We start from the raw sequence: 14,603 nt of genomic DNA, 5'->3' as shown, positions 1-14,603 counted from the left end.
CGTGGCGAGAGTGCGGTTGAGCGTGGCGGAGCGGCGGGAGGAACTGCTGCGGGCGGCCATCGGGCAGATCGAGGCGCGGGGCGTGGCGGCGGTGAGGATCGCCGACGTGGCCTCGGCGCTCGGTGTGAGCAACGCGCTGGTGCTCTATCACTTCTCCTCGAAGGAGAAGCTGGTCGCCGCCGCGTTCGCCTACGCCGCCGAGGACGATCTCGCCCATCTGCGCAAGCTGCTGGGCCGCCGGACGACCGCGCTGCGCCGACTGCGGTCCGCCGTCCGCTGGTACGCGCCCACCGGCCAGGCCAAGGGCTGGCGGCTGTGGATCGAGGGCTGGGCGGTGGCACTGCGCGAGCCCGCGCTGCGGGAGGTCACCCGGGACCTCGACAGGCAGTGGAAGGCGGCGATCGCCGAGGTCATCGCGGAGGGTGTGGCGGCGGGCGAGTTCCGGTGCCCGGATCCGACCGGGACCGCCCTGCGGCTGACGGCCCTGCTCGACGGGCTCGCCGTGCAGCTCACGTCCTACTCGGGCGCGGTGCCGCGCTCACGGGCGCAGGCCTGGGTCGACGAGGCCCTCGCCCGGGAACTGGGCCTGGAACAAGAGGCGTTGCCGGCCCAGGAGCATTGAGCGATCCCTGCGGGGCGCATGCCCCTTGCCGGACCGCGGGACGTGCGGCGCCCCTCGCGGGGCGCCGCCGCCACGTCGTGAACCGTCCGGCGGCGGCGCTCAGGCCACCGCGGAGATCCGCATCTTGATGTCGTCCGGGGACAGTTCGCCCTTGGCCGTCACATGGTCCCCCGAGGACTCGCCGCGCAGCCGCCGCCCGATCCACGGGACGAGGTACTCGCGGGCCCAGTGGACGTCGTCGCGACGGTCGTCCAGGGTGCCGCGCGGCGGGAGCGGCGGCCAGGGCTGGTCCGGGTCGGCCGGAACCTTCAGGCCGAGGACCTGACCGGCGCGCAGGGCCACGCGGGTGTGGCCCTCGGGCGACAGGTGCAGCCGGTCGCCGTCCCACGCGCGACGGTCCTGAACGGTCTTCAGGGACCACAGGTCGAGCACGGGGCAGTCGTACCGGTCGGCGATGGCCCGGACGTGCCCGTTGTACGTGGCGATCTTGCCGCGCAGGTGCCTGAGCACGGGTACGCCCCGGGTGTCGAAGCCGGTGGTCACCATGACCGTCCCGGCGACGGCGGTCAGTTGCGAGACCGCGCGCTCGAAGCGCTCGGCCACCTCGTCCGGGTCGGTGCCGGGCCGGATGATGTCGTTGCCGCCCGCGCAGAAGGACACCAGGTCCGGCGCGAGTTCGACGGCCTGCGCGACCTGGTCCGCCACGATCTGGTCGAGCAGTTTCCCGCGCACCGCGAGATTGGTGTATTTGAAGTCGCCTTCCGGGCGCCGGTCCGCGAGCAGAACCGCGAACCTGTCCGCCCAGCCGACGAATGCCCCGTCGGGGCCGGGGTCGCCGACGCCCTCGGTGAAGCTGTCCCCCACCGCCACGTACGACCCGATCACTGATCTGTTGTCATTCTTCGAATCGTCTGCCACATCGGCCCATGATTCCCCTTCGGATGTGACCTACGCGATCGTAGGAAGGGGTTGACGAACGGTGAGATAAGACACTCTTAAAGAGTTTGCCAATGGGGGAATAGGTGGTCCCACAGGCCTGTTGAAGCCCCGAAACACCTTGAAGTCCCGGCCCGGGACACACCGAAGGCCGGACCCGGGGGGATCGAGGTCCGGCCTTCGGCTGCGTAGGCGCGCCGCGTGTCAGGCGACGGCGACGCCGTGCGCGCGAAGGTAGCTGACGGGGTCCACGTCCGAGCCGTAGTTCGGCGTGGTGCGGACTTCGAAGTGCAGGTGCGGGCCGGTCACGTTGCCGGTCGCGCCGGACAGCCCGACCTGCTGGCCCGGGGCCACGGCCTGGCCCGCCGTGACGGAGAGCTGGGACAGGTGGGCGTACTGGGCGTAGAAGCCGTCGGCGAGCCGGATCACGACCTGGTTGCCGTAGGCGCCGCCCCAGCCCGCGGAGACGACCGTGCCCGTGCCCACGGCCTTGACCGGGGTGCCGGTCGGGACGACGAAGTCGACGCCGGTGTGGTAGCCGCTGGACCACATGCTGCCCGCGACGTGGTACGAGGTGCCGATGGTGGCGCCCTGGACCGGCAGGGTGAAGCCGGTGGGCGCGATGGTCGCGCTGTCGGCCGAGGCCTTCGCCGCGGTGTCGGCCGACGTGCCGGCGGCCGGGGCGCTCTGCCCGGACGCGTCCGACACGGCCGACGGCTTGGCGGCCGGGGCGGAGGGAGCGGCGGGAGCGTAGGAGGGTGCCTGCGCGCGGGACGGCGGGGTGAAGGCCGCGGCCTTCTTGCCGAGGAGGAGCTTCAGGCCGGGGTGGATCAGCGAGGGGTTGCCGCCGACGGCCTCGTGGTTGTCCCGGTAGAGCCGGTGCCAGCCGCCGCGCACCTGGTGTTCGTCGGCGATCTTCGCGAGGCAGTCGCCGGACTTCACGGTGTACGTACGCGTCCCCACATGCGCCTTCGCGGCCTTCTTCGCGACGGTCGGAACCGACTGGACGGCCTTTTCCGCGACGGACTGGGCGGCCGACTGCGCGGTGGTCGCGTGGGCGCCGGTGGCACCCAGGAGCGGCAGCGCCAGCGCGGCGCCACCGGTACCGGCGACGGCTATCGACCGGCTGAACCGCGGGGTCTTGGGGCGGCGGTGCTTACCCTTCGCGGGCATGGCGCATTCCTCTCCGACGCCTGCGAGGTGAGCTGTCGGGTTCGGGCTGGAGCTGCCCGGCCGCGTGAGGCGCGGCTTCACCCCTAGGGCCTGTCGTCACATTCCCGTCGTCGCCCGAAGGGCGGCCCTGCGGCGTCTGGTGCGTGCTCTCGGTGTGCCGGGCGGAAGTCCTCGTACTGGACGTACTTGGGCTTTCGCCCGGTGCGGCGAGAGTGCGTGCCAGGCGTCGCGGGGCAGACGGGAATGTGACGACAGGCCCTAGGCGTCCCGGAGACCGGAACAGGCCGTCGTGCCTGGTGGGTCCCCCGCTCCTGCCGTGCACGGGTGAGTGTGTGTGGGGCTCCGGGCGGCGGCAGGATTCGGCGTTCCGACCGGATTGGTGGCGAACGTAAGCGAGCAAGATGCGAACGGACAAGCAGAAGGTTCCTTGTGTCCGGCTTTCGCTTGATCCGTTACGGGAATTCCCGGTCACCCTCCGTGCATTCCCGCCCGGTTCGCCCCGTCAAATCCCAGGAAAAGCACGCGAATTACGTGAGCATGACGCACGACGGACGGTCACCGTATGACGCTCCTCACGCACCGCCTGCCAGGCCCCTTCATTCCAGAGCAAGTTGGAATGAAGGGGCTAATTGGGGCATAAGCCTCAAATGCGACGGAGACGGAAGACGGCCGCGTCGAAATCGCCCCGCAGGCCGGCGCGCAGACCGTGGTGCAGCAGGACCGCACCGCGGTGTATTTCGCCTGTTTCGCGGCATTCGTACGATGCCGTCGGGTCGAGGCCGCGCAGCCGCAGCGCCGGGACCGGCTCACCGTAGGACTGGGCCTGGAGGCAGGCGAGTACGACCGTCTCGTCCCCGAGCACGTACTGCACCGCACTCAGCCCGCCCTCCGGGGGCCGCAGCCGGTACAGCTCGCCGCGCTGCACGACCGGACGGATCTCCTTGTAGAGCTCCACCCATTCCCCGGCCTCGGTGAGCTCCTCCTCGCTCCACTCCGCGAGGTCGCCGCCCACTCCGAGGACTCCGGCCATGGAGCTCACGAACCGGAAGCGCAGGGAGCTGAACCGGCCGTTGAGCTGGGTGTTCGGGCTGTCGGTGACCCACGCGGCCATGACCCGCGCGGGGTGGATCTGGGTGAAGCCGTGCTGGATGGCGAGCCGGTCGAGCGGATCGGTGTTGTCGGAGGTCCACACCTGGTCGGTGCGGCTCATGACACCGAGGTCGATCCGGCCGCCGCCGCCCGAGCAGGACTCGAAGGCGACGCCCGGGTGGGCCGCCCGCAGCCGGTCCAACAGGGCGTAGAACGCGCGCACATGATCGACCCACAGCCGCTGCGGGTAAGGCTCGCCGGGCCAGCCGGCGTCGGTGAAGCAGCGGTTGAAGTCCCACTTCACATAGTCGATGGGGGCGCTGGACAGGAGCGCGTCGAGCTGCTCCCAGAGGTACTCCTGGACATCCTCGCGGGCCAGGTTGAGTACGAGCTGATTGCGGAGCTCTGTCCGCTTTCGTCCCGACTGGTACTGCACCCAGTCCGGGTGCGCGCGGTACAGGTCGCTGTCCGGGTTGATCATCTCGGGCTCGACCCAGATGCCGAACTGCATCCCGAGGGCGTGCACGGAGTCGGCGAGCGGCTTGAGGCCGTTCGGGAAGCGGTCGGGGTTGGGCGTCCAGTCGCCGAGCCCCGCGCGGTCGCTGGTGCGGGCGCCGAACCAGCCGTCGTCGACCACGAACAGCTCGACACCGATCGCCGCCGCGCGCCGCGCCAGCGCCGACTGCTGATCCTCGGAGATGTCGAAGTTCGTGGCCTCCCAGGAGTTGAACAGCACCGGCCGGTCCCGGTCGGCGTCCGGGATGATGTGCGCCCGCTGGTAGGCGTGCCAGGTGCGGCTCGCGCCGCCGAAGCCGCCGTCGCTCCACAGGCCGGCGAAGACCGGGCTGGTGTACGACTCCCCCGCCTCCAGCATCAGCAGGCCGGACTCGTCGTAGCCGGCGCCGCCGGTGATCTGCACGCGCGCGTCCGGGAGTTGGGCGACGGCGATGCGCCAGGAGCCGGACCAGCCCAGCGCGCAGCCGTAGACCTCGCCGCGCTCCTCGGTGGCGTCGGTGTCGAGCGCGACCCAGGGCAGGTGCTGGTGGCCGGTGTGGCCGCGGCGGCTGCCGATGACCTTCTCGCCGTGGGTGAGCGGGGCGCTGGTGAGCCGGGACTCGGCGGCCCAGCGCCCGTGCAGCTGGGACAGCCGCCAACCCTCCCGGTCTGGCAGGGTCCAGGTGGCCGCGTCGGCGCGGAGCAGCTCCACGCGCGCGGGTCCCTCGTTGTCCAGGGTCACCCAGCGCTCCACCACGTCGCCGCGCATCCGGTAGTGCAGCGTGATGGCCAGCCCTGCGTCCCAAAAGCGCAGCCGCAGCTCGTCGCCCTCGACCTCGTGGCCCGTGAAGGTCCACTCGGTGCCGCGCCGCTCCTCGGTGCGCACGGACAGGGCGGGCCGGACGAAGCGGGGGCCACCCTCGACCGGGTACTCCTCGCGTCCGTCGAGGGGGGTCTCGAAGGGCCAGTAGCCCGGCAGCGGGCGCACGGCCAGGGCCTCGGCGTCGACCAGGGCGATGCTCGGGCCCCAGTGGAGGTGGAGCAGCTCGTCCTCCTCCGTGAGATGGAGCGCGTAACTGCTGCTCGGCCCCGAGAGGAGCCAGGTCCGTTCGTTCTCGGCGATGTCCACCATCACGCCCTCACAAGTGCCAACAGATTCGCTCAAGCACGAACATCATCAAGGGCGAAGTGCCTCGGGGGCAACGCCTGTGGACAACTCAGTGCCCAAGGAAACCGATGTCGTATCGTCGACAGCGTGCCCCGTCGGCGAATCGCGCCGCCGGGGACCGTGTGAGAGGAGCCCCCGTGACGCAGCAGGTCCCGTCGACCGAGCCCCAGCTGGCCGGTGTGCGCAACTTCCGTGACGTGGGCGGGCTGCCGACCGTGGACGGGCGCCGGGTGCGCGCCGGGGTGCTGTTCCGCAGCGGCCATCTCGCGCACGCGACCGATCAGGACGCGGCGTTCCTCGCCGCCCTCGACCTGCACACGATCTTCGACTTCCGCAACGCGGCCGACCAGCGGCTGGAGGGCCCGGACGTGTCGCTGCCGGGGGTGCGCAATGTGAACCTGCCGCTGAGCGACCCGGCGGACGGCGCCGAGTTCTGGAAGATGGTCCGCGAGGGCGACCTCGACCAGCTGCGCGAGATCCTTGACGACGGCAAGGCGGCGGCCCGGATGGTCGCCTCGTACCGGATGATCGTCAAGGAGCGCACCGCCGAGCACTCGCGGGTGCTGCACGCGATCGCCGAGGACAGCGTGCCCGCGCTGATGCACTGCGCGGCGGGCAAGGACCGCGCGGGCATCTCCATAGCCGTGACGCTCCTCGCCGTGGGTGTGGAGCGCGAGGCGATCGTCACGGACTACCTGGAGTCCAACGCCAAGCACCGGCGCTACAAGGTCCGGCGCAACGGCAGCCCGGAGACCGCGTACACGCCCGAGGTGATGGAGCTGCTCAGCCCGCTCTTCGACGCGCGCGCCGAGTATCTGCAGGCGGCGTTCGACAGTATCGAGGAGACCTGGGGCGGCACGGAGGCCTACCTCACGCAGGGTCTGGGGCTCGCCCCGGAGGCCCGGGAGCGGCTGCGCGAGCGCCTGCTCGACTGAGGCCGCCGGGTGCCGGGCGGCCTCGCCGCCCGGTGGTCGGCCGGGTCAGCCCTTGGCGCCGACCGCGAACAGCAGATAGAGGAACGCCGCGAAGACGTGCCCGACGGCGATGTAGATGATGAGACGGACCCACAGGGCGCGTGGGAACTTGTCCTCGATGTTGCTCATGGCAGTTCTCCGGTCAGGGGGCCCAGGCACAGTGTGGCCGTGGGACTCTGCAGCAGGGTGTGGACGAACAGCAGCTCCACGCCGTCGTGTTCCTCGGCGGCGAGGCGGTGCGGGGTGAGCGAGTCGAAGTGCGCGCTGTCGCCGGGCGCGAGCAGGTGCGTGGTGTCGCCGAGGCGCAGCCTGAGCCGTCCGGTGAGGACGTGCAGCCACTCCTCGCCGGGGTGCACGCGCACGATGTCGCCCTGGGTGCCGTACGGCACCCGGACGCGTAGCGCCTGCATGGCCCGCCCGGAGGCGCCGGCCTGGATGTACGTCCAGCCGCCCGCCCGGGTCGGTTCCATGTCGGCGGCGCGCACCACGGCGTCCCGGTCGGCGACCGTCTCGCCCAGCAATTCGGAGACCGTCGTACCGTAGATACGGGCGAGTGCGAGCAGCATCGGCAGCGAGGGCTGGCGCTGCCCGGTCTCCAGCCGGGACAGATGGGCCGGTGAGAGACCGGCGGACCGGGCCGCGGCCTCCAGGGTCAGGCCGGTGCGCCGACGCAGGGCGCGCAGCTGGGGAGCGACGGCGGGAAGGTCGCCGCCGAACACCGGCTCGGATTCGTTCATGTTTCCATTGAGCCGAAGATTTGCCTCTGCGGCAAATTTCTTGCCTCAGAGGCAAAAGCCCGAAGAGTCACTCCGCCACGGTCATGCTGAGGGTCACTCCGAATCCGTCATGCGCTGGTACGCCTCGTACCGCACGTCGGGGTCCGGATGCCCGCGCAGCAGGCGCAGCACCGCCCGCCACTCCTCCGGCCAGCCGAGGGCGTTGCCGGCCCCGCCCACCAGGCCGGCCGCCAGCAGACCGGTGACGGTGCCGCCGTCGCGGGCCAGCGGGTCGGCGGCCGCCAGCAGGGCCCCGCCGCGCCGGAACAGATCACCGCGGACCCGGTCGGTCCGCAGCGCTCCCGCGGCCTGCCGCGCGACGTAAACTCCCGCGCCCTCCAGGGCCGCCGCCAGCTCCCGCATACGTGCCAGGACGGCGTCCGGCTCCACGGCCAGGTCGACCAGCCTGACCAGCAGGAAGGCGCGCTCGGCCGCCAGCAGCGGTTCCCGCGCCAGCAGCCCGGCGATCCCCCGGAGCAGGTCGGGCCGGTGGGGCCGGTCGGAGTAACCCGATGGCACCAGGGTGCGTAGCCGCTGCAGCGCCGGCTGGTCCCGGTCCGCCAGCGCGTCGCCGCCTCCCTCGGGCGTGTGCATCGCGGCCAGCAGCTCGCTCACGGCGCCGTGCAGCACGCTGCCGGGCGCCCCACCGCCGAGGGGATGCGGCAGATCGGAGGCGGCCAGTTCGCGCAGTACCCACGCCGCGTACTGCCAGTGCCTGCGGCCGCCGAGGTCGCAGACCGTTCGGGAGAGCCGGCCGGTCAGTTCGGGGGCGTAGCGGGTCCAGGCGCCGATGTTCTTCAGGACGCCGTAGGAGCCATAGCCGCCGTACGAGTCCAGGCAGGCGTCGTACGCCGTGTCGACCAGTGCGCCGTACGCGGCGCGGTGCGCGGCGGCCAGGTCCCAGGGGCTGACCTCCACGAGGGCCTGGAGCACGGCCGGCGCCTCGTCGTGTGCGGCGTCCGCGAGGAGATCCCAGGTCTCCGGCACGCCCAGCAGCGGCGGCAGGGAGCGGACGACGGCCGCCCGCACATCGGGGTGGCTGTCGGGGGCCCGGAAGGCACCTGCCAGCAGGGCGACCGCTTGGCGCCGGGGCAGGAAACGGGTCGCGAGCCGCACCGCCTCCTTGCGGGCGGTCACCTTCGCGGCCCGCTCGCCGGTCAGCAACGCGCCCAGCGCCAGGGCGAGTTCGGCGGGAGCGGCGAAATGCGCGACGCGGCCCGCCGCGTACACGGCGACCCGCGCCCGGTCGCCGCCGGCCTGTTCCAGGAGGACCGGCAGGGCGTCCTGGGGGCGGTCGGTCCACGCCAGCGCGGCGAACGCCGCCTCCGCGACCACCACGTCATCGTCGTCCTTGTACCGCATCGCCAGGGCGTGCCCCAGCTCCGGGACCGGTGCGGCCGCCCGGATCGCGGCGGCCCGGTCGTCCGACGGGAGCGACCCGTCGGCGGCCATCCGCCCGGCGAGCTCTGCGGCGGCCCTCTGCTGCCGGGGCAGCCAGCGGTCGGCGGCGGCGAGGTCCGGCAGCGGACGCCGGGCCCCCTGGACCAGGAAGCGACCGTACGGCGGTTCGTCCGCGAGCAGGGCGTCCAGCAGATCCGTCCGCCGCCGGGCCAGGGCCTCCCGGACGGGAGGAAGGACGACCGCCGACGGTTCGAGCGCGACGATCCTGGCGACCCGCTCGCCGCGGGTGGCCGGCGCGGCCAGCCACAGCTTCGCCGCCGCCTCGAACGTCGTGTCGTCGCCCCGCTCCACGGCCGGCGCCAGCAGGTCCTGCAGCTCGGGCATCCGCCGGGCACGCGGGCCCAGCGCCTCGGCCAGGCCCACCAGCAGCCGGAAGTCGGAGCGGTCCGCGGCGGACCGCAGCCAGGGGCGCAGTGCCTCGAACACCTCGTGCTCCTGGCCACGCCGCAGGACCCGGTGCAGCGGGCCCAGGTCCGGCACGCCGAACCGTCCCACCATCCGCTCCAGGGTGCCGAGCGCCCAGGCCCGCAGGGCCGGGTCGGCGGCCGTGGCGTGCTCGGCCAGCACACGCCCGGCGAGCGTGCGCACCGCCGCCAGGGTGCCTGCCGAACAGTCCCTCGCCTGCAGGGCGTCGACGGCGATCCGGTCGAGCGACGCCGCGTGGTCGGGGCCGAACAACGCCGGACGCACCGCCGCGAGCGCGGCGAGCGCCTCAGCGCGCACGGGGTCCCGCTCGTTGCGCAGGCGCCCCAGCTCGTCCAGCATCCCGGTGATCGCCTCGCGGCCGCCGTCGCGGGCCGCGCACCGCACCAGCATGGCCCAGGCGGTCTCCCGGTCATCGGGGTCGGGCCGACGCGCCGCGGCGAGCAGCGCGGACCGCGCCTCGGCGAAGGGGCCGTGGGCGAGGGTGTGCAGGTCCTCCCAGAAATCGTCCGGGTCGTCGAACTCGGCCGCCGCCCGCCGCACTTCCGCCCAGCGGCGTTCGCGGGGCAGCAATTCGAGTTCGGAGCGGGATGGCTCCCTGTCCGTCCAGCCGCCGGTGACCGTGTCGAGGAACGCCGCGCGCCGGCCGGGGGCCATGGCCTTCAGCAGCGCGGCGAAGTGGGCGCGGTGCTCCCAATGGCGGCCCAGCTCCGGGAGCGAGTGCGGATCGGCCCGCACCAGTCGGCGCAGCACACCGGGCGGGGGTACCGGCTCGTGGCGGTTCTCGCGGCGTTCGGGCGAGGTGATCCAGCGGATCACGCGTTCGACGTCGGCGGTGATCAGGGGGCCGAGTCCGCAGTACAGCACGGGCGGCAGTCTGGGCGGTCCGTACTGTTCGAGCAGTGCCAGCACCCGCTCGGGGCGCTGCGGGGCGAGCGCCGCGACGGTCGTGGCGTTCAGCCGCCACCACTCCTCCTGCCGCCAGGCGTCGGCGCGTTCGGCAAGGGCGCGCTCGCAGTGGTCCACGACGGCGTCGGGATGGCGCTGTGCCAGCGTCGTCCAGGCCTCGACGGCGTGCGCGAGCCGGGGCAGTTCCCGTGCGACGAACGCGGTGGAACAGGCGGGCAGCAGCCGGGCCGCCTCGGCGTCACCCCACTGCTCGCCCAGCCGCGCCACCAGCCGCTCGGCGAGCGCGCCGCGGCCGCCGTGGGCGAGCACGCGGGCCAGCCGGTGCCGCAGTACGGCCGGTGCGTCCTCGTACGCCGCCTCCACCACCTCGTCGGGTACGGGCAGCGTCCGGGCGGCGCGCAGGGCGTACCCGGCGACGACCGCGTCCGGGTCGGCCAGCCGCTCGGCGAGGAAGCCTGCGTCCCGTCCGGCGAGGGCGGCCAGCGCCGCGAGCCGCCGCTCGTAGGGACCCCGCGCGTCGAGGCCGGCGAGGAGCGGAGCGAGCCGCCCCTCCTCCGCCAGTCGGTGGGCCGTCCGCGCGGTCAGCGTGAGACGGGCCGGGAAAGGCAGTGGTTCGAGTGCGGACAGCAGCTCTTCCGCGGTGGTCGGCATCGGGCGATTGTGCCCCGGGATGATCCTTTCGGACGAACCGTTTTTCCGGACGACCGGGATCCTGACCGGGGCCCGCGGCGGGGCCCCGGCTCACGAGCAGCTAGCGGTTGGCCACCGCCTGCTTGATCAGGGTCTTGCCGAAGTCCCACATCAGGCCGCCGCCGCTGTGGGCGTCGTCCATCACGGACGTGAAGGCGTCGACGAACCGGTCCACGTCGGCCTCGTCGACGACCAGCGGCGGAATGAGCTTGATCACCTCCAGATGGTCGCCGGAGACCTGGGTGAGGATCCGGTGCCGCTCCAGCAGCGGTACGACCACCATCTGGGCGAACAGGCCCTTGCGGGCGGCCTGGAGCATGGTCCAGCGGCTGCGCAGCTTCAGCGAGGAGGGCCGGCCGAACTCGATGCCGATCATCAGTCCCCGGCCGCGGACGTCGGCGAGCAGCTCGTACTTGTCGACCATCGCGGCGAGCCGGGACTTCAGCAGCTCGCCCGTCGCGCGCACGCCGGCGACGATCTGCTCGTCCTCCATCACCGACAGCACGGCGAGACCGCACGCCATCGCCTGGGCGTTGGACCCGAAGCTCGCCGAGTGGACCAGGACGCGGTCCATAGACGAGTAGACCTTCTTGAAGATCCAGTCCTTGCCGAGGGTGGCGCCGACCGGGACGTAGCCGCCGGACAGTGCCTTGGCGACGCACACCAGGTCGGGTTCGACGCCTTCCTCGTGCTGGTAGGCGTAGAAGTCGCCGGTCCGGCCGAGGCCGGTCTGCACCTCGTCCGCGACGAGCAGCGCCTTGTGCCGGTGCAGCAACTCCTGGGCGGCGCGCAGATATCCCGGCGGGGCCTCGTGCACGCCCTTGCCCTGGATCGGTTCGACGATCAGGGCGGCGACGTCGCCCTTCTTCAACTCCCGCGCCAGGGCGTCGAGATCGCCGAGCGGTACGGCGGTGTCGGGCAGCAGCGGGGCGAAGCCGTCCCGAAAGCCCCGCTCGCCGTTCACCGACAGCGAGCCGGTGGTCAGGCCGTGGAAGGCGTGGTCGCAGTAGAGGATCCGCGGCCTGCCGGTGGCGTACCGGGCGAACTTCAGCGCGCTCTCCACGGCCTCCGTGCCGCTGTTGCCGAAGAACACCCGGTCCAGGTGTGGGCTGTGGGTGAGCAGCTTCTCGGCCAGCAGGCCGGGCAGCGGCTGGCAGTCGAAGCGGGTGAGGTCGGCGAGGTTCAGGTCCAGGACATCGTGCAGCGCCTTGCGGACGACGGGATGGTGGCGGCCGAGGCCCATCACCCCGAACCCGGCGAGCATGTCCAGGTAGTCGTTGCCGTCCGCGTCCCAGAAGTGGGCGCCCTCGGCGCGCTCGTAGACCTTGTCGAAGCCGATGGTGTGCAGCATGCGCGGCAGTTGGTGGTTGAGGTACTTGCCGTGCAGGTCGTAGCGCTCGGCTCCGCGCTCGGCCAAGAGCGCGCCGAGGTCGAACTCCGTCGTCATTCGGTCCTCTCCTGTTTCTCGGCTCTCCCGGCCGGGATCGCGCCGGAGCCCCCCGCGTTCTCGACGGCCGAGCCGGTGCCGTCGGCGTCGCGGACGGCCAGGCTCGCGCCGATCCGGCCGGCGACCTCGACGGGCGTGAGGCCGATGTCGGCGAGCACCTCGCCGCGCTTGGCGTGCGCGAGGAACTGCTCCGGGATGCCGAACCGCCGTACCGGTACGTCGACATCGGCGTCGCCCAGCGCGAGCGCCACCGCGGCCCCCACACCGGCCGCCCGGCTGTTGTCCTCGACGACGGCCACCAGTCGGTGCCCGGCGGCGAGGCCCGGCAGGGCCGGGTCGACGGGCTTGACCCAGCGGGGGTCGACGACGGTGCAGCCGATGCCGCGCGCCGCCAGCAGCTCGGCGGCCTGCAGGCACACCGGTGCCATCACGCCGACGGCCACCAGCAGGACGTCGGGCCGTTCGGACCGGTGCAGCACGTCCATGCCGCCGACCCGGGCGAGTGCCGGGATCTGCGGACCGACCGACTCCTTGGGGAATCGGACCAGCGTCGGCGCGTCGTCCACGGCCACGGCCTCGCGCAGCTGGGCGCGCAACTGGTCGGCGTCGCGCGGCGCGGCGATCCTCAGGCCCGGTACGACCTGGAGCACCGACATGTCCCACATGCCGTTGTGGGAGGCCCCGTCGACACCGGTGACGCCCGCCCGGTCCAGGACGAAGGTCACCCCGCAGCGGTGCAGCGCGACGTCCATCAGCAGCTGGTCGAAGGCGCGGTTGAGGAAGGTGGCGTAGACGGCGACGACCGGATGCAGGCCCCCGGTGGCGAGCCCGGCCGCCGAGACCGCCGCGTGCTGCTCGGCGATGCCGACGTCCCACACCCGGTCGGGGAAGCGTTCGGCGAACCTGCCGAGGCCCACCGGGTGCAGCATGGCCGCCGTGATCGCCACGACGTCGTCCCGCTCCTCGCCGATTCTGACGATCTCGTCGCCGAACACCGAGGTCCAGGACGGTCCGTTGGACGGCGTGAGCGGCTCGCAGGTGAGCGGGTCCATCACGCCGACGGTGTGGAAGTGGTCCTCCTCGTGGGCGAGGGCGGGTTCGTAGCCGCGCCCCTTCTCCGTGAGGCAGTGCACGAGGACCGGTCCGTGGAAGCGCTTGGCGCGGCGCAGCGCGGACTCGACGGCCGAGATGTCGTGGCCGTCGATCGGCCCGACGTACTTCAGGCCGAGGTCCTCGAACATGCCCTGCGGCGCGAAGGCGTCCTTGAAGCCCTTCTTCGCGCCGTGCAGGGACTCGTAGAGGGTGCTCCCGACGACCGGGGTGCGCAGCAGTACGTCCTTGCCCCAGGCCAGGACCTTCTCGTAGCCGTCGGTGGTGCGCAGGGTGGCCAGGTGGTTGGCGAGGCCGCCGATGGTCGGCGCGTAGGAGCGCTCGTTGTCGTTGACCACGATGATCAGCGGCCGGTCCTTGGCGGCCGCGATGTTGTTCAGCGCCTCCCAGGCCATGCCGCCGGTCAGCGCGCCGTCGCCGATGACCGCGACCACATGGCCCTTCTCGCCCAGCACCCGGTGGGCCTTGGCGAGCCCGTCAGCCCAGCCGAGGGCGGTGGAGGCGTGGCTGTTCTCGATGACGTCGTGCTCGGACTCCTCGCGGGAGGGGTATCCGGACAGTCCGCCCTTGCCGCGCAGCTTGGAAAAGTCCTGACGTCCCGTCAACAACTTGTGTACATAGCTCTGGTGGCCGGTGTCCCACAGGATGCGGTCGACCGGTGACTCGAAGACCCGGTGCAGCGCGACGGTGAGTTCCACCACGCCCAGGTTGGGTCCGAGGTGACCGCCGGTCCTGGTGACCGCGTACACCAGGAACTCCCGTATTTCTTCGGACAGTTCACCGAGTTCCGCCTCGGACAGCGCCTTCAGGTCGCGTGGTCCCCGGATGTTCTCCAAAATGGTCACGCTGGGCCCCCTCTCGGTCGTGCCTTGCTTCAACTCACTTCAACTGCTCGGCGAGCTTCAGGGCCTCCTCGATGAGGGTCTCCACGATCTTCGACTCGGGGACGGTCTTGATGACCTCGCCCTTGACGAAGATCTGGCCCTTGCCGTTGCCGGAGGCGACACCGAGGTCGGCCTCGCGGGCCTCCCCCGGACCGTTGACGACGCAGCCCATCACCGCGACGCGCAGGGGCACTTCCATGCCCTCCAGGCCCGCGGTGACCTCGTCGGCCAGTTTGTAGACGTCGACCTGGGCACGCCCGCAGGACGGGCACGAGACGATCTCCAGGCGGCGTTGGCGCAGGCCCAGCGACTGAAGGATGTGGATGCCGACCTTGACCTCCTCGACGGGAGGCGCGGACAGGGACACGCGGATGGTGTCGCCGATGCCCCGGGAGAGCAGGGCGCCGAAGGCGACCGCGGACTTGATCGTGCCCTGGAAGGCCGGA

General features: G+C 72.2%; 11 protein-coding genes and 1 riboswitch. Of the genes, 2 read left to right on the top strand and 9 right to left on the bottom strand.

What is annotated here, in order from left to right:
* Position 1 precedes the first annotated feature (1 nt).
* On the top strand, positions 2-622 hold the full coding sequence (locus IPZ69_RS37800; protein WP_308407581.1) for a TetR family transcriptional regulator C-terminal domain-containing protein: 621 nt from the start codon (positions 2-4) through the stop codon (positions 620-622).
* Between the two features lie 99 nt (positions 623-721).
* Here the strand turns inward: IPZ69_RS37800 and IPZ69_RS37795 are convergent, their stop codons facing one another.
* From IPZ69_RS37795 to IPZ69_RS37785, 3 genes are all read right to left on the bottom strand, one after another.
* Positions 722-1,507: an SGNH/GDSL hydrolase family protein gene (locus IPZ69_RS37795; RefSeq protein ID WP_235459234.1), complete on the bottom strand. Its 786-nt coding sequence runs from the start codon at positions 1,505-1,507 to the stop codon at positions 722-724.
* Between the two features lie 255 nt (positions 1,508-1,762).
* Positions 1,763-2,731 carry a M23 family metallopeptidase gene (locus IPZ69_RS37790; protein WP_235459233.1) on the bottom strand — a complete coding sequence of 323 codons (969 nt, stop codon included), beginning with the start codon at positions 2,729-2,731 and terminating at the stop codon, positions 1,763-1,765.
* A gap of 2 nt (positions 2,732-2,733) precedes the next feature.
* Positions 2,734-2,876, bottom strand: a riboswitch (cyclic di-AMP (ydaO/yuaA leader).
* 498 nt (positions 2,877-3,374) lie between these two features.
* A complete protein-coding gene (locus tag IPZ69_RS37785) occupies positions 3,375-5,447 on the bottom strand; it encodes an alpha-galactosidase (protein WP_235459250.1) in 2,073 nt (690 codons plus the stop codon).
* Between the two features lie 173 nt (positions 5,448-5,620).
* Here IPZ69_RS37785 and IPZ69_RS37780 point away from each other — a divergent pair, with 173 nt between their 5' ends.
* On the top strand, positions 5,621-6,418 hold the full coding sequence (locus tag IPZ69_RS37780) for a tyrosine-protein phosphatase (RefSeq protein WP_235459232.1): 798 nt from the start codon (positions 5,621-5,623) through the stop codon (positions 6,416-6,418).
* A 45-nt stretch (positions 6,419-6,463) separates the two neighbouring features.
* Here IPZ69_RS37780 and IPZ69_RS37775 read toward each other — a convergent pair whose 3' ends face one another.
* From IPZ69_RS37775 to IPZ69_RS37750, 6 genes are all read right to left on the bottom strand, one after another.
* The gene (locus IPZ69_RS37775) at positions 6,464-6,586 is read right to left on the bottom strand and encodes a DUF6126 family protein (protein WP_235459231.1); all 123 of its coding nucleotides are present in this window, start codon (positions 6,584-6,586) and stop codon (positions 6,464-6,466) included.
* Positions 6,583-7,194, bottom strand: coding sequence for a helix-turn-helix domain-containing protein (locus IPZ69_RS37770; RefSeq protein WP_235459230.1), 612 nt, complete (start codon positions 7,192-7,194; stop codon positions 6,583-6,585). Before IPZ69_RS37770 ends, IPZ69_RS37775 begins: the two co-directional genes overlap by 4 nt.
* A 93-nt stretch (positions 7,195-7,287) precedes the next feature.
* On the bottom strand, positions 7,288-10,677 hold the full coding sequence (locus IPZ69_RS37765) for a hypothetical protein (protein ID WP_235459229.1): 3,390 nt from the start codon (positions 10,675-10,677) through the stop codon (positions 7,288-7,290).
* Between the two features lie 100 nt (positions 10,678-10,777).
* Positions 10,778-12,163, bottom strand: a complete 1,386-nt coding sequence (locus IPZ69_RS37760; protein ID WP_235459228.1) for an aspartate aminotransferase family protein — start codon at positions 12,161-12,163, stop codon at positions 10,778-10,780.
* On the bottom strand, positions 12,160-14,118 hold the full coding sequence (dxs, locus tag IPZ69_RS37755) for a 1-deoxy-D-xylulose-5-phosphate synthase (RefSeq protein ID WP_235459227.1): 1,959 nt from the start codon (positions 14,116-14,118) through the stop codon (positions 12,160-12,162). The genes IPZ69_RS37760 and dxs overlap by 4 nt, the downstream gene beginning before the upstream one ends.
* 34 nt (positions 14,119-14,152) lie before the next feature.
* The coding region (locus tag IPZ69_RS37750; protein ID WP_235459226.1) for a flavodoxin-dependent (E)-4-hydroxy-3-methylbut-2-enyl-diphosphate synthase at positions 14,153-14,603 on the bottom strand (451 nt) is incomplete at its 5' end.

The organism is Streptomyces olivochromogenes (assembly GCF_021538895.1).
GTDB lineage: Bacteria > Actinomycetota > Actinomycetes > Streptomycetales > Streptomycetaceae > Streptomyces > Streptomyces olivochromogenes_A.
Note: the sequence above shows the minus strand (reverse complement) of the source record. Positions and strands in the feature narration are given on the sequence as shown.

Bases quoted from the DNA above. Each gene is read 5' to 3' on its own strand.
- IPZ69_RS37775 (WP_235459231.1), bottom strand. From the start codon at position 6,586: ATGAGCAACATCGAGGACAAGTTCCCACGCGCCCTGTGGGTCCGTCTC.
- IPZ69_RS37765 (WP_235459229.1), bottom strand. From the start codon at position 10,677: ATGCCGACCACCGCGGAAGAGCTGCTGTCCGCACTCGAACCACTGCCT.
- IPZ69_RS37785 (WP_235459250.1), bottom strand. From the start codon at position 5,447: ATGGTGGACATCGCCGAGAACGAACGGACCTGGCTCCTCTCGGGGCCG.
- IPZ69_RS37790 (WP_235459233.1), bottom strand. From the start codon at position 2,731: ATGCCCGCGAAGGGTAAGCACCGCCGCCCCAAGACCCCGCGGTTCAGC.
- IPZ69_RS37770 (WP_235459230.1), bottom strand. From the start codon at position 7,194: ATGAACGAATCCGAGCCGGTGTTCGGCGGCGACCTTCCCGCCGTCGCT.
- IPZ69_RS37760 (WP_235459228.1), bottom strand. From the start codon at position 12,163: ATGACGACGGAGTTCGACCTCGGCGCGCTCTTGGCCGAGCGCGGAGCC.